14 protein-coding genes are annotated in these 15,062 nt (G+C 65.9%); 5 read left to right on the top strand and 9 right to left on the bottom strand.

Annotated elements, in window-relative coordinates; translation table 11 throughout:
• Both JYG37_RS23505 and JYG37_RS23500 read right to left on the bottom strand, forming a co-directional pair.
• Positions 1–570, bottom strand: coding sequence for a YdeI/OmpD-associated family protein (locus JYG37_RS23505; RefSeq protein ID WP_050017271.1), 570 nt, complete (start codon positions 568–570; stop codon positions 1–3).
• Positions 571–666: 96 nt separating this feature from the next.
• Entirely contained in the window at positions 667–1,794 is a 1,128-nt protein-coding gene (locus JYG37_RS23500) for an aminotransferase class V-fold PLP-dependent enzyme (protein ID WP_050017272.1), read from the bottom strand.
• Positions 1,795–2,071: 277 nt separating this feature from the next.
• Here JYG37_RS23500 and JYG37_RS23495 point away from each other — a divergent pair, with 277 nt between their 5' ends.
• Positions 2,072–3,253: a serine hydrolase domain-containing protein gene (locus tag JYG37_RS23495; RefSeq protein WP_050017273.1), complete on the top strand. Its 1,182-nt coding sequence runs from the start codon at positions 2,072–2,074 to the stop codon at positions 3,251–3,253.
• A 100-nt stretch (positions 3,254–3,353) separates the two neighbouring features.
• On the opposite strand, the gene JYG37_RS23490 is transcribed toward JYG37_RS23495, so the two are convergent.
• The 4 genes from JYG37_RS23490 to JYG37_RS23475 all read right to left on the bottom strand — a co-directional run bounded on the left by JYG37_RS23490 (position 3,354) and on the right by JYG37_RS23475 (position 8,117).
• Positions 3,354–4,526, bottom strand: a complete 1,173-nt coding sequence (locus JYG37_RS23490; protein WP_050017274.1) for an NAD(P)/FAD-dependent oxidoreductase — start codon at positions 4,524–4,526, stop codon at positions 3,354–3,356.
• 153 nt (positions 4,527–4,679) lie between these two features.
• The gene (locus JYG37_RS23485; RefSeq protein ID WP_176016435.1) at positions 4,680–5,831 is read right to left on the bottom strand and encodes a branched-chain amino acid ABC transporter substrate-binding protein; all 1,152 of its coding nucleotides are present in this window, start codon (positions 5,829–5,831) and stop codon (positions 4,680–4,682) included.
• 414 nt (positions 5,832–6,245) lie between these two features.
• Entirely contained in the window at positions 6,246–6,437 is a 192-nt protein-coding gene (locus JYG37_RS23480) for a CsbD family protein (protein ID WP_124630881.1), read from the bottom strand.
• 141 nt (positions 6,438–6,578) lie between these two features.
• A complete protein-coding gene (locus tag JYG37_RS23475; RefSeq protein WP_050017277.1) occupies positions 6,579–8,117 on the bottom strand; it encodes a helix-turn-helix transcriptional regulator in 1,539 nt (512 codons plus the stop codon).
• Between the two features lie 392 nt (positions 8,118–8,509).
• On the opposite strand from JYG37_RS23475, the gene JYG37_RS23470 reads away from it, so the two are divergent.
• The 3 genes from JYG37_RS23470 (at position 8,510) to JYG37_RS23460 (ending at position 9,353) form a co-directional block, all read left to right on the top strand.
• Positions 8,510–8,674 carry a hypothetical protein gene (locus JYG37_RS23470; protein ID WP_162838130.1) on the top strand — a complete coding sequence of 55 codons (165 nt, stop codon included), beginning with the start codon at positions 8,510–8,512 and terminating at the stop codon, positions 8,672–8,674.
• 74 nt (positions 8,675–8,748) lie between these two features.
• Positions 8,749–9,099 carry a BON domain-containing protein gene (locus JYG37_RS23465; protein WP_050017278.1) on the top strand — a complete coding sequence of 117 codons (351 nt, stop codon included), beginning with the start codon at positions 8,749–8,751 and terminating at the stop codon, positions 9,097–9,099.
• A 56-nt stretch (positions 9,100–9,155) separates the two neighbouring features.
• Entirely contained in the window at positions 9,156–9,353 is a 198-nt protein-coding gene (locus tag JYG37_RS23460; protein WP_050017279.1) for a CsbD family protein, read from the top strand.
• 250 nt (positions 9,354–9,603) lie between these two features.
• Here JYG37_RS23460 and JYG37_RS23455 read toward each other — a convergent pair whose 3' ends face one another.
• Entirely contained in the window at positions 9,604–10,632 is a 1,029-nt protein-coding gene (locus JYG37_RS23455; protein ID WP_050017280.1) for a DUF1338 domain-containing protein, read from the bottom strand.
• A 225-nt stretch (positions 10,633–10,857) separates the two neighbouring features.
• Between JYG37_RS23455 and JYG37_RS23450 the strand changes: the two genes are divergently transcribed.
• Complete coding sequence (locus tag JYG37_RS23450; protein WP_050017281.1) at positions 10,858–11,814, top strand: LysR family transcriptional regulator; 957 nt, start codon at positions 10,858–10,860, stop codon at positions 11,812–11,814.
• Positions 11,815–11,833: 19 nt separating this feature from the next.
• On the opposite strand, the gene JYG37_RS23445 is transcribed toward JYG37_RS23450, so the two are convergent.
• Complete coding sequence (locus JYG37_RS23445) at positions 11,834–12,295, bottom strand: hypothetical protein (protein ID WP_050017290.1); 462 nt, start codon at positions 12,293–12,295, stop codon at positions 11,834–11,836.
• Positions 12,296–12,382: 87 nt separating this feature from the next.
• Entirely contained in the window at positions 12,383–14,512 is a 2,130-nt protein-coding gene (locus JYG37_RS23440; RefSeq protein ID WP_089488999.1) for a TonB-dependent receptor, read from the bottom strand.
• Positions 14,513–15,062: the final 550 nt, after the last annotated feature.

Genomic DNA, 15,062 nt, shown 5'->3' with positions numbered 1-15,062 from the left:
CTACGGATGAAAAGTCTCGCCCCGCTTCAGCATGTCGATGAATTCCGCGATTTTCCGTGCTCGTGTTTCCGGCTTCTTGGCATTCTGTATCCGAAACAGGATCGCATAGCGATTACGGCTGTTCAGCGTTGCGAAAAACTTCCCGGCTTTCGGATGGGCATCCAACGCCGCCTGCAAGTCGTCCGGCACGATCGAGTTGCCGGCCGACGCATAGGCAGCCGCCCAGCGGCCGTCCTTCCTCGCCTTCTCGATTTCGCCCATGCCGGCTGGGCGCATCCTGCCTGCGGCGATCAACGCTTCGGCCTTGTCCTTGTTCAGTTTGGACCAGATGCTTTTCGCCGAGCGCGGGGTGAAGCGTTGCAACCAGTATTGCTCGCTCTCGGCCCTCTTTTGGCCGTCGATCCAACCATGACAAAGGGCACTCTCCAACGCCTCTTGGTAGGTGACGGTTTGCTGCCCCGCGCCTTTTTTCGCGAGCCGCAGCCATGCTCCGGTCGACGTGCCGCCGTTCTGCCCCAACCAGCTTTCCCATTCGGCTTGACTGGCAAACGTCAGAGCGCCTTCGGTCATGTCACGATCCTGAATGGTTGCGTTTTCAACGACTCGAAAGCCGCCGCTCAACGAACGAGCGGCAGCCACCGGAGCCCCCGATTCCGCAAAACCGCCTCAAAGAATCCGGTTCAACGCATCGGCAAAGCGCTTCACCGCGCCATCGACATCATGCAGCTTGTCGAGCCCGAACAACCCGATCCGAAACGTCTTGAAATCCTCCGGCTCGTCGCATTGCAACGGCACACCCGCCGCGATCTGCAAACCGACATCGGCAAACTTCTTCCCAGTGCGAATACCGTCATCGCCGGTGTAGCTCACGACGACCCCCGGCGCCTCGAACCCTTTCGCGGCCACGCTCCTGAACCCCTTCTCCGTCAGCAGCGCGCGAATGCGCTCGCCAAGTTCGAGTTGTTCCGCCTTCACCTTGTCGAAGCCGTATGCATCGGTTTCCTTCATCACGTCGCGCAGCGTCGTGAGGCTGTCGGTGGGCATCGTCGCGTGATACGCGAACCCGCCGTCCTCGTACGCTTCCATGATCTGCAGCCACTTGCGCAGATCGCATGCGAAGCTGGTGCTGGTGGTCGAATCGATGCGCTCGCACGCGAGCGGGCTGAACATCACCATCGCGCAACACGGCGACGCACTCCAGCCCTTTTGCGGCGCACTGATCAGGATATCGACGCCGCTCGCCTGCATGTCGACCCACACGGTACCCGACGCGATGCAATCCAGCACGAACATCCCGCCGACCGCATGCACGGCATCGGCCACCGCGCGCAGGTACGCATCGGGCAGCATGATCCCGGACGCGGTTTCGACGTGCGGCGCGAACACGAGATCGGGTTTGTTGGCGTGGATCGCGGCGACCACTTCGTCGATCGGCGCCGGCGCATAGGCGGCCTGCCTGCCCGCTTCGACCGGGCGCGCCTTCAGCACCGTGGTCTCTGACGGAATGCTGCCCATGTCGAAAATCTGCGACCAGCGGAAGCTGAACCAGCCGTTGCGGATCACGAGGCACTTCTTGTTCGTCGCGAACTGTCGCGCCACGGCTTCCATGCCGAACGTGCCGCTGCCCGGCACGATCGCGACCGACTTCGCGTTGTAGACTTTCTTCAGCGTGGCGGAGATGTCGCGCATGACGCCCTGGAAGCGTTGCGACATATGGTTGACCGAGCGATCGGTGTACACCACCGAATATTCGAGGAGCCCCTCGCGGTCAACATCGGGAAGTAAACCTGGCATGCGCGCCTCCGGTGAAAGATGAACGATGGAATCAGGACAAGCAGCGTCTTCGATTCGATACTGCTCTGCACCATGCAAATACGTCATTTCCTCGACGAAAGCCGATTCTAGCGAACGCCGCCGGCCGATTGGCGCATATTTTTGCCCGCTCCCGGGCTCGGTATGCGCCGACGCCGGTCCGTGCCGCGCACATCGCCCTGTTCCGTGTAAGGGTTAACGACGCGCACGGCAACAGCCGCCTAACATGTCGACCAGCCCCCTCACGACGGAATTCACGATGACCTCCTCTCCCGCATCGTCACTGCAGTCGTCAACCGATCCCGCGCTCGCCGAGCGCATCGACGCGGTCCTGTCCCGCCAGCTCGATACGCAGCGCCTCGTCGGCGCGGTCGTCCTCGTCGCTCGCGACGGCGAACTCGTCTATCGCCGCGCGGCCGGGCTCGCGGACCGCGAATCGCGTACGCCGATGCGCGAGGACACGCAGTTCCGGCTCGCGTCGGTCACGAAGCCGATCGTCTCGGCGGCCGCGATGGCGCTCGTCGCGCAACGCAAGCTGTCGCTCGATGAAGACATCACGCGCTGGCTGCCGGAATTCCGTCCGGCGCTGCCCGATGGCCGCGTGCCGACGATCACGGTGCGCCAGTTGCTCGTGCATACCGCCGGCCTTGACTATCGCTTCAACGAAACCGACGCGAACGGCCCCTATGCGCGTGCGGGCGTGTCCGACGGGCTCGACGGCGCATCGATCACGCTCGCCGAAAACCTGCGCCGGATCGCGAGCGTGCCGCTGCTGTTCGTGCCTGGCACCAACTGGAACTATTCGCTGTCGATCGACGTCATCGGCGCGCTGATCGAGGCTGTGTGCGGCGTGCCGCTCGCCGACGCGATCGATGCGCTCGTGCTGCGCCCGCTCGGCGCACGCGACACGGGCTTCGTCGCACGCGATCCCGCGCGGCTCGCCACGCCGTACGTCAACGACACGCCGCAGCCGCACCGGCTCGCGGAAAACGAGACGGTGCCCATCGAGGAGGGCTTCGTCGGCGTCACGTACTCGCCGTCGCGCGCGCTGAATGCACAGGCGTTCCCGTCGGGCGGCGCCGGAATGGTCGGCACCGCCGGCGACGTGCTGACGGTGCTGGACACGCTGCGCGCGGGCGGCGGCGCGATCCTGCCGGCCGAACTGGTCGACGAGATGGGACACGTGCAGACCGGCGATTTCGAATTGCCGGACCTGCCGGGCGCGGGCTTCGGGATCGGCTTCTCGGTGCTGCGCGACCCGCAGGCGGCCGCGTCGCCGGAATCCGTCGGCACGTGGCGCTGGGGCGGCGTCTACGGTCATTCGTGGTTCGTCGATCGCGCGCGCGGACTCACCGTCGTGTCGCTGACGAACACGCTCTACGAAGGGATGAACGGGCAGTACACGCTCGATCTGCGCGATGCCGTCTACGGCGTCGGCTAACGCGTGCACACGAAAAAAGGCCCGACAGCGTCGGGCCAACGGGTTTGAGACACAAGGAGAATCCCGCCCACCCCATACCGGGCGGTTACGCCGCACTACACTACACGACGTTCTTTTCGACGATCGGCCGGTTTTCGAGCACACGCGCCCAGCCGAGCGACGACAGGTCGAGCGTGTCGTAACGCCCGCCCAGAATGAGTTCACTGACGCCACGCCCCGTCGCCGGCCCTTGCTGCAAGCCGTGGCCGCTGTAGCCGTTCGCGAACACGACGTTGTCGAGCTCGGGGTGGTAGCCGATGATCGCGTTGTGATCGAACACGTTGTACTCGTAGTAACCGGACCAGCAATTCTCGACGCGCAGCGCCTCGAATTCCGGCACGCGGTGCGCGAGCGTCGGCCAGATCACGTCGTCGAACAGCGCGTGGTCGACCTCGTCGAGCGGCAGGTCGTCCGGGTCGCGATCGGGGCTCGGCGACGTCCCGCAGATATACGTACGCCCTTCGGGCCGGAAATACACGCCGGTCGGATCGATCAGCAGCGGGCAATCGGCGAGCTTCGCCGGCGACGATACGTTGAAGATGCTGCGCCGTCGCGCATACACCGGAATATCGATGCCCATCATCGACGACAGCGTGCGCGTCCAGGCACCGGCCGCGTTGACGAGCGTGTCGCACGCGTAGCGCTCGCCGTCGCCCGTCACGACATGCGTGATTCTGCGGCCGTCGCGCACCACGTCCTTCACGTCGGCCGGCACGTAGCGCGCGCCGAGCGCCTGCGCCTTCTTGCGCAGCGCCTGCACGAGCCCGTAGCCGTCGAACCAGCCTTCACCGCTCACGCCATACGCGCCCGACACGAGATCGTCGACGTTCAGCCACGGAAACTTCGCACGCAGCGCATCGCGATCCATCAGCCGGATATCGGCGCCGAGGCGCGTCTGCAGCGCATGGTTCTCGCGCAGCGTCGCGTCGCCGGCCGGCGTCGCGAGAAACAGGTAGCCGCCTTCGTGCAGATCGATCGACGGCCGATTGCCGTCCACTTCGAGCCGCTCGCCGATCGTGCGCAGGAAGTCGATGCCGAACAGCGACATCTCGATCGACAGCGGCGTCGAGAACTGCTGGCGAATCGACGCGGCAGACAATGCCGACGACGATTTGGCATAGGTGGGGTCGCGTTCGATGACGGTCACGGCGACCGTGGGATCGGTGGCGCGCAGGAAATAAGCGATCGAGCTGCCGATCACACCACCGCCGACGATGACGACTTGAGAACTCACGACTGACTCCGGTTGCACGTAAAAGGCTCAGGGCCTGTGGGTGATTCATGCCGCGTCGCACGCGGCGTCGCGCGGGCAGGCTTCGTGGACGATCGCTGCGGCTATTTCAGCACGTCCTGCATCGCCGCGAAAGCCCGCCCGCGCGGGTTGCCTTCAGTCCGCCGATTTGGTCGTGACGGGCTGCCACGCGGCGTTCTTCACTTCGTACAGCGTCGAGCTCGGGTTCTTCAGGTCGCCCGTGCTCGTGAACGCGATCGTGCCGGTGATGCCGTCGTAGCGCGTGCCCTTGAGCGCGCCATTGAAATCGGCCGGCTTCGTCGAGTTCGCCTTCTGCATCGCGTTGATCGCGATCCACGTCGCGTCGTACGCGAACGGCGCATACGCGAGCATGTCGACGCCGTACTTCTGCTTGAATTTCGTCTCGAACAGCTTGCCTTTCGCGAGACGCGACAGCGGCTGCCCGTACTCCCACACCGATGCGCCTTCGGCCGCATTGCCGGCGAGCTTGATGAAGTTCGCATTCATCACGCCGCCGCCCGCGAGGAACTGCGCGCGGATGCCGAGCTGGCGCATGCGCTTCACGAGCATCGCGGCCTGCGCGTCGAGGCCGCCGAAGAACACGAGATCGGCGTTGGCGCTCTTGATCTTCGTGAGCTGCGCGCTGAAGTCGACGGCCTTGTCGTTCGTGAACTCGCGCGCGACGATCGCGCCGCCGTTCGCCTTCACGGCCTTCTCGAATTCGTCGGCTTCGCCCTGGCCGAACGCGGTGCGATCGTCGATGATCGCGATGCGTTTCGCCTTCGTCACGCTCGCGGCATACGTCCCGGCATTGCCGGCATTCTGCGTGTCGGTCGCGATCACGCGGTACACGCTATCGAGCCCGGCGCGCGTGATGTCGGGATTGGTCGCCGACGGCGTGATCATCGGAATGCCGGCCTTCGCGTAGATCTTCGACGCGGGCAGCGTCGTGCCCGAATTGAAGTGGCCGATCACGACGGCCACCTGCGCGTCGGCGAGCTGCTGCGCGGCCTGCACGCCGGTGCGCGGATCGCTCTGGTCGTCCTGCGACGCGATCACGAACTTCACCGGCTTGCCGCCGACGGTCGTGTGCGCGGCATTCGCTTCGTCCACCGCCATCCGCACGCCGTTCTCGATGTCCTTGCCGTAAGCGGCGCCGCCGCCCGTCAGCGGGCCGGCCACGCCGACCTTGACGATCGTCTCCTGCGCATGGGCCGCGTCCGTCTGAAACGCGAGAAGCACGGCGGTCAGGGCGACGCCGGAAAGCGAACGAATGCGGAACGTCATGGCAGTCCTTCTTGTGAGAGTCGGGATGCAACGCGCGATCGGCGCGCGTCGGCAACCTCCTGCGCGCCGATGATGTCTTGCGCTGCCGACGCGCAATGCGCGCGACCGGTGCGCCGATCACCGCGATTCCGTCTCCGAAGAACCTTTCATCGCGAAAGAGGTGAATGGATTGTGGGTAGCCAATACCCGTGCAGCAAACGAAATATCGGAACTACGTTGTGAGGATTTGTCATCAAGTTCCGGATTCATGGCCGATCCGCGGCCCGTACGACGGCGGGCCGTGGACGGAGGTGTTCCGAGGGGAAATGGCGGTCGCTTCGCCGGGTAAAGGCCGGCGCGGTCATGCCGGCAACGCATCATCGTGGCGACGCCGTCCGGCCTTCGCGACGCCGACAGCCGGCGCCGCATCATCGGTCAGTGCCGGTCGGTGCCCGTGTGGTGGCGCACCGCATCGGCCGCCTCGCCGGCCTTCTCCTGAAGCTTGCCGGCCTGCTGTTCGGCGACGCCATCCGCTTCGGTCTCGCGGTCGCCCGTCACCTTGCCCAGTGCTTCCTTGACCGAACCCTTGACCTGCTTGAGCTTGCCTTCGATGCGATTCCTGTCCATGGTCTTCTCCTGCGATGGTTGAGGAAAGCCGGCAATGCAGCGGCCTGCGCGGCACCGCCGAGCGGACAGGATCGCAAGCGGGCGCCGCGCGCGGCAGATGCGGATGCACCAGTGCGCATGGTGCATTCGCACCGAACGCCGTCAGTCCTTGTCCTTCGCGCCTCCCTTGTCGCCACGCGCGCCGTTCGTTTCGGCCGCGGCCGCGCCGACGATCCCGCGCTCGCGCGCCCAGACGATCGCCTCGGCGCGGCTGTGCACGTCGAGCTTCGCGTAGATCGTCGCGACGTGATTGCGCACGGTGTTCGGCGCCAGCCCGAGACGACCGGCGATCTCCTTGTCGGCGAGACCATGGCACAGCAGGTCGAACACGTCGCGCTCGCGCGCGGTCAGGTCGGACAACTGCGCGCCCGCATCCGGCGCATTCGCGCGTCGCACGTTCGCGAGTTTCTCGATCAGCGTGCGGCTGAACCACGACGCATCCTGCATCGCGGTCTCGATCGCATAGACGAGCTCCATCTCGGTGCGCTTGCGATCGCTGATGTCGAGCAGCGCGACGAGCAGGCAGTCGCGCCCGTGAATCGCGACGGGGTCGGCCGACACGACGCAATCGCGGACGTCGCCGTCGCGCGTGCGGATCTGCACGTCCGCGTTGCGCACGTTGCCGTCGCGCACGAGCCGGCCTTCGATGCGCGGCCATACGCCGCGTTCGGCCCACAGCCCGATCTCGTCCGCGGATTTGCCGAGCAGGTCGGGCTGCGCGTGGCCCGTCATCGCGGCAAACGCGTCGTTCACGTCGAGCAGCTCGAAACCGTCAGCCGTGACGATCGCCATCGCGACCGGCGCCATCCGGAAGGCGGTCGCGAAGCGTTCCTCGCTTTGCATCAGCGCGCGCTCGGCCTGCTTGCGCGGCTCGAGATCCATGAACGTGAACAGCATGCACGCCTCGCCGTTCATGTCGATCGGCTGCCCGGCGACGACCACCGCCTTGGTGCTGCCGTCGGCCAGTTTCAGCACGGCTTCCATCTGCGGGATCGTCGCGCCTTCGCCGAGCCGCTCGATCGCCAGCTCGCGCCGCTCGGCCTGTTCGAGCACGTCGACCTCGTATACCGAGCGGCCGAGCACGTCGTCGCGTGCGTGGCCCGTCATGTCGAGGAAGCCCTGGTTGACCTTAACGTAGCGCAGGTCGTCGAGCCGGCAGATCACGGCCGGCGCCGGATTCGCGTTGAAAGTGCGCTCGAAGCGCTCCTCGGCACTCGCCCATTCGGTCGCGTCGTGCAGCACGAGCGCGAGGCAGTCGGGTGCGCCGGCCGCGTTCGTCAGCACGAGGCTGCGGATGCGGTGAACCCAGCTCACCGACTCGTCGGCGGCCGATTCGACCTCGACCGTCACGTCGCTGAACTCCTCGCCGGCGATCACGCGATCCATCGGATAGTGGCCGTCGCGCACCGGATGGTTGTTCCGGTAGCGCAGCCGGAACCGCTCGCGGTATTCGGTGACGTTCGCGCCGAGCGCCTTGAGCTCGGTCACGCCATGCATCGCGAGCGCGGCCTCGTTCGCCCAGACGATCCGCTGGTCGGGCTCGATCAGGATCACGCCCTCGGTGAGTCCCGCGATGATCTGGTGCAGCTGGCGCCGGTCGGTATGCGACTTGAGCACCTGTTCGTCTACTGGTTCGTTCATCGATTCGTTGTCCCTGTCGTCAAACATGAGCGTCAACAGTGCGGCCGGGCGCCCGTTGCAGCGTCACGCGCCGGCCGGCGGGTGCGGCGATGATCACGTGCGGCGCAACGGCGCGACAGGCGCGGATGCACTATCTCGAATAGTACATTCGCACGCCGCCCGCGTTTCGTGCGGCGCCCCGCCCAATGGCGCAGCGCAGCCCGCGCGCCCGTCACGCAGCATTGCCCAGGTCATGGTGCACGTCGCGTGCCCGCCCGTCCGTTCCGTCCCCAGTGCAAACGCACTAGCCGATCAGGTGAATTTGCGCGATGTCCGCTCGCGTTCGCGTCGGTACGCTGGTACTGCATCGGCGCTCAGGCGCCGCCCTTTCATACCGCAGAGGAGGACACCGGATGAAATTGCAACAGACACCCGATCCGACGCGGCCCGAGCCGGCCCCGGATCACCCGCCCGAACCGGCGCCCGGCACCGATCCGCCGGTGCCGCTGCCGCCCGACGTGCCGCGCCCCGACATGCCGCCGCGCGAGCCCGGCTACGACACGCCGATCGCCCGCTAACGCGCCGAAGTGCACGGGAACGATCCGTGCTCCCGCAGCAACTGATTCAACCCGCCAATCGAAGGAGAACATCAATGAACAAGACCTCGCACCTTTCGACGCTGCTCGCCGTCAGCGCGGCTTTCCTGCTTTCCGCTGCCCCGCTCACGAACGCGCACGCCCAAGCCTCGTCGACCGACAGCGGCATGGCGACCGAATCGAACCAGCCTGTCACCGACACGTGGATCACGACCAAGGTGAAGGGTGAGCTCGCCACCACCAAGGGCGTGGAAAGCACCGACGTCAGCGTGAAGACGGTCGACGGCGTCGTCACGCTCACGGGCGTGCTGCCGACCAAGACCGCCGTGAAGAAGGCCGTCGCCGTGACGCGCGCGGTCAAGGGCGTGAAGCACGTCGACGCATCCGGCCTGAAGGCGAAGGGCTGAGCTACCACGCGGCGGCCGACCGCCGCACTTTTCTCCCCGTACACAAGGAGCACACCATGAACGAAGACAAGATCAAGGGCCAGTGGAAACAGCTCACCGGCAAGCTGAAGGCCAAGTGGGGCAAGCTGACCGACGACGATCTCCAGGTCGCGGAAGGCAATCGCGATTATCTGGCCGGGAAGATCCAGGAGCGTTACGGGATCGCCCGCGACGAAGCCGAGAGGCAGTTGAAGGAATTCGACCGCGAGCTGTAACGCGCCAGTCGTCTCACCCAGCCGCGACGCGCACCGCGTCGCGGCCACGCGGAGGACAACGACATGGGCAAATATCTGATCGCATGGCTGCTCGGTGTACCGATCGGGCTGCTGGTGCTGTTTTATCTGGTCACGCACCTCTTCTGATGCTCTTCTGATGCACGTGACGCCCCGTCGACGAAAACGGGCCGACGGCTGAAACCAGCCGCCGGCCCGTCTGCTTTTGCATGCTGTATGCGATGCGTCGCGCTTACTTCGCCGCGTTTGCCGTCATCTTGAAGATGCCTTGCGCGTTGCCCGCGTCGAAGCGCAGGTCGGTCACCCAGCGACGCGCCGCCTGGTCGAACGTGCGCTTGCGCGTGATGAACTCGTAGAACGATCCCGGCACGTTGCGCTTGACCGTGCCGCCGTCGCGGGTACGGAACTCGCGCTCGACCGTATCCGCGCGATAGGCCGTCTGGAACACGCGGCCCGAGCGCGAGCGTTCGACTTCCGGCTTCATCGGCCGGCCCTTCGCCTTCTCGTCGTCGGACAGCTTGAACACGTCGGCGACGCGGTCGGTCGCGTGATTGAACGCATTGCCCTCGGTCGCGATCCACGCCATTTCCGCCGATTCCATCAGCAGCGTCTCGTAGTCGAGTTCGTTCGGCACGTCGTGCTGACGCGCGAACGCGCCGACGATCTCCGGCAGCAGCGCATGCGCAGCTTCCAGCGACAGCCAGCCTTCGCGCTCGACTTCCCACAGCAGCGCGACGGCCGCCGGCGACAGCGGATCGCGCGACGAGCCGACGACGTTCGTCACGGCCTGCTGGAATTCCTTCGAGAAGCGCTCCGGATGCAGTTCGCTGACGAAGAACTGTGCGATTTCGTCCGGCGCGTCCTCATGCGCATACGCCCGGCCGGTCATGCCGAGCTTGTCGAGCGGGTAACGGCCGTTCAGGCGAAAGCCGAGCGGCCGCAGGATGCGCGTGAACGCGGCCTCGCCCGGCGGCAGCGCGCCCGTGTGCGGCCAGCGCACCGTGCGCAACGCGCCGTGGTCGAAATAGACCGAGCCGCCGCTTTCGACCGCGTCGGCCGTGTACGCGCGGCCGTTCGCCGAACGCTCGAGCAGCCCTTCGAACAGCGCCATGTTCATCGCCTGCGCGATTTCCGCGCGCGTCACGACGCCGTCTTCCCATTCCTCGAGGATGGCCGGCATGTTCAGGGTGGAGAACAGGGCGTCGGTCTTCGCCTGTCCCAGCAGCTTCGTCAGCAGGCTGTCGATATTCGGATTGCGCATCGGGATTCTCGTCTCGGGGGACCGCCGGCAAACGTGCCGGCAACTCGTCGGCCGGCCGCCCCACGAGCGCCTGACCTTGCGTGGGGAGCATTATTCAAAGGGTTGCAGCCGGGCGTAAAGCGAGATTAAATTGATATGTGATGAGTTTTTGGAATTATTGGCCGCTCCCGGCTCCGCCCGCCGGCCCGCACCGGGCAGGTGCGTTCGTCAGACGAATCGAACATCATGCGTAAATTCAAGATTCCCAACATGGGCGCGCTGGTGGCGTTCGAAGCCGCCGCCCGCCACGAGAGCTTCACGCACGCGGCCAAGGAGCTGTTCCTGACCGAAAGCGCGGTGTCGCGGCAGATCGCGACGCTGGAGGCGAGCCTCGGCGTGCGGCTGTTCGCGCGCGTGAAGCAGCGCGTCGTGCTGACGCGCGCCGGCAAGCTGTACGGCACGCAGGTGCGGCGCGCGCTGGAAGCGCTCGACCGCGACACGCTGTCGATCATCGCTCACGGCAGCGGCGGCGGTTACCTGGAACTCGCGGTGCTGCCGACCTTCGCGTCGCACTGGCTGATTCCGCGCATCAAGAGCTTCTACGACCGCACGCCGGACGTGCGCGTGAACATGGGCAGCCGCACCGACCTGTTCTCGTTCGAGGACACGCACTTCGAAGCCGCGATCCACTACGGCAAGCCGACCTGGCCCGGCACGTCGTCCGACTACCTGTTCGGCGAGGAAGTCGTGCCGATCTGCGCGCCCGCGCTGCTGAACGGGCCGGTCGAGCGTGTCGAGGATCTGCTCGCGTATCCGCTGCTGCACTCGACGACGCGCCCCGGCGCGTGGGCGCAGTGGTTCGAGACGCACGGCGTCGAGGACATCCGCACGATGCAGGGCGTGCGCTACGAACTGCATACGATGCTGATCAGCGCGGCCGCGGCCGGGCTCGGCGTCGCGCTCGTGCCGAAGTTCTTCGTCGAGGAACAGTTGCAGCAGCTCGGCCTCGTCGTGCCGTGCGATGCGGCAACCGTCGGCGATTCGGCGTACTACCTCGTGTATCCGACCGAGTTCAGCCACAGCAAGCCGCTGGAATCGTTCCGCGGCTGGCTGCTCGAACAGGCGAGCGCGTATGCGGCGCCGGAGCGCGATGCGCACGACGCCGATGCGGAAGATGAGGAAGACGACGAGGACGTCGAGTAACGGCGGCGTCGCACCGGCGTCATCGCGCGGCGGCTGCGCATGCGTGTCGCGACGGCACGTCGGCCGCCACGACCTTCACCAGCCGCGCACGATCGGGCGTTTCCAGCCCGGGACACGCCGTCTCCAGATCGCGGATCACGAGCGTCGCACGCCCGTCGAACCGGCATACGCCGCGGGGTTGCACGGCCGGTAGCCGTAGCCCGCGTCTCGCCTCGTGCTGGTTCGTGAAAACGATCACGCCCGCGCGTTGCGAGCGGGCGGGCAAGCGTCGCGCCGATGCGTCGTCCTCTTCGAACCACACGTCCGACCCGATCGATTCGTCGCCGTAGTCGAGCGCGTAACGCCCCGACAGCGTGATCGTCCGGTCGATCTGCATCGCATGGCAAGCCGGCTCGGCATCCGCCGGGATCGTCTGCGCCCCGGCCGCGAGCGGGCCGCACGCCAGCAACGATAAAAACAGCGCGCGGGCGCGGCCGGTCATGCTCGAGACATCAATCGCGGGGCGGATCATGGGCAGCGAAGTGCGGATCATCGTGACGAAGACCCGCATTGTCGCGCACCGCGTGCGTTACATGTGCCACTTCACCGTGGCGGTCAGCGTGCGCGGATCGCCGGGCATGTTGTACAGGTCCGCGTTGCCGTGCGCGGAGATGAAGTAGCGGCGATTGAACAGGTTGTCGAGCGTGAGCGTCACGTCGACCTTCTTGCTGCGATAGCCTGCGCCCAGGTTGAACACCGTGAACGACGGCAGCGTGACGAGATCGCTCGCCGACGTATAGCGCGCCGACTGGAACTGCATGCCGGCCGCCGCATAGAAGCCGTACGGCAGCTCGCGCTTGAGCCACAGGTTCGCGCTGTGGCGCGGCATCAGCCCCGGCGTGTTGCTCGACACCGCGAGGCCGGCCGCCGTCGATTGCGCGGAACCGTCCACCGTGCCGTTCAGGTACGCGTAACCCGCATACACCGACCACTTCGGCGCGATCTCGCCGGTGAAGCCCAGCTCCATCCCGCGCACGTGCTGCGTACCGATCGGCAGCGCGTAGCCGGGATTCGCCGGATCGCCGATCTGCTGGTTGGTCTGGCGCATGTCGAACAGCGCGACGCTGGCCGTCGCCTTGCCGCCGAGGTCGAAGCGCGAGCCGACTTCATACGCGGTGGTCTTCTGTGGCGCGAGCGCGGCGCCGTTCGAGAACGCGCCGGAGCTGATCAGCGTGTCGGCCAGCGGCGAGAACGACTGGCTGAACGACCCGTACAGCGTAAGCCAGTCGAGCGGTTCGTAGATCAGCCCGACGCGCGGGCTCCACGCATGATCGGTACGGTCGAGATTGACGTTCGACGACGTGTAGTCGTGGCGGATCTGGTTCAGGTAGTCGAAGCGCAGGCCCGCGAGCACCTTCCAGTGTTCGGTCAGCGAGATCAGGTCCTGCGCGTAGACGCCCGCGAGCCCGACGACGGTCGACGCGTTCGTCTTCGCACGCGCGCCGGTCGGCACGCCGGGCAGGACGACCGGCTGCGGATTGAAGAGATCGTAGGTCGCGACCTTCGTCACGCTGTAGATCGTGTCGAACTTCTGCTGCTGCGACAGCTCCAGCCCGTACAGCAGCTCGTGGCGCATGCCGAACAGCGACGTCTTCTGCGTGAGTTCGAACAGCCCGTCGATGCCGTGATCGGTACGCTGGCGCGTCGACTGGTCGAGCGTGACGACCGGGTGCGCGGCAGTCTTGATCGGCTCGTAGTTCACGTAGTTCTTCCGCTCGAGCGAGAAGTCGTACGCGCGGATCGCGCCGTGGAACGACAGCGAATCGTTGAAGCGGTGATCGAGCGACACCGTCGCGCTTTTCGCGGAGACGTCGTTGTATGAACTGTTCACCCCGTCGGCCGACCCGTAGTACGTGTTGATCGGCACGTCGACCGGCCGGCCGCGATACGCGGGCACTCCCTGGTCGGACGTGCGGCGGTCGTGCAGGTAGTCGAATTCGACGTTCAGCACCGTGTCGCGGTCGAGCTTGAACTGCGCGGACGGCGCGATCGCCTGCCGGTTGAGCTGGAACTGGTCGCGGAAGCTGTTCGAATTCTCGGCCGCGCCGGTCATGCGGAAGCGCGCCGCGTCGTTCGGGTTCCACCCGAGGTCGAATTCGCCGCGCCGCTCGCCGCGCGTGCCGAGCGTCACGCCCACGTCGTTCACCGGGTTCGCCTGCGGCCGCTTCAGCACGCGATTCACGATGCCGCCCGCCGAGCCACGCCCGTACAGCACGGCCGCCGGCCCCTTCAGCACCTCCACGCGATCGACGTTCGACAGGTCGCGGTAGTACAGCGCATCGTCGCGAATGCCGTCGACGTACTGGTCCGTGATGCTGTTGAAGCCGCGGATCGTGATCTGGTCGCGCTGGCCGTCGCCGACCGAGAAGCCGACGCCCGGCACGTTGCGCAATGCATCCTGCAGCGACGTCGCGTTCTGATCCTCGATCACCGCGTGCGGCACGACGTTCACGGTCTGCGGCACGTCCATCAGCGACATGTCGGTCTTGGTCGCCGCGCGCGAATGGCCGCCGTCGTACGACGCATGCTCGGCGGCCGCGTTGACGGAAATCGCGGGCAGGGTCGCCGCGGCGTCGGCCGCCTGCGCAAACGAAGTGCGGGCGCCCGCCAGCGACGTGGCGATCAGAAGCGCATGGCACGCGCTCGTGTTGAGTTTCATCGTGAACGTGGAAGGGGGTGAAGAAAACGGCGAACGGCCGGCGCGTATCGCTGCCGACCGGCGCAACCGGCACGAAAAAAGCCGTGACGCCCCGTCACGGCCCGTAATGCGGCGAAATAATAAACGAGAATGATTCGTGTTTTTAATTAATTTTCATCGTGTCGCCTGCCCGCAACGTGAACGCTTATCGCGCCCCGCATTCCTGACGAATGCCTTTCTATTCAGGTCATTTGGCGGCCCGAATCGCAATGAAAAAGAAAGCATTGGATCAGTCGCCTCATGCGGCAACGATCGGTAAAAGGCGAGATTCGGGAGGGCGACGGAGAAACTGGGAAGGATCACGAAGGATCGGGACAAGCAGGCGGGACGGATTCAATAGTCCGGTGTGCGCCGGACCGGGCAACCCCGGCCCGGCGCTCCGGCCAGCCGACCTCGCATCGGCGGCGCGGCGGATCTTCTTCTGTTCTTCACTACGTCTGCTCTCAGGTTCACTGCATTTTTTTCCTCAACGCGTCGGGCCATTATCCGCTCAATTCTGCCGAAGTAAAAC

This window comes from Burkholderia sp. LAS2, from assembly GCF_018417615.1.
GTDB classification, from domain to species: domain Bacteria; phylum Pseudomonadota; class Gammaproteobacteria; order Burkholderiales; family Burkholderiaceae; genus Burkholderia; species Burkholderia sola.
The sequence above is the reverse complement of the archived record's forward strand: the minus strand, read 5'-3'. Positions and strand labels throughout refer to the sequence as shown.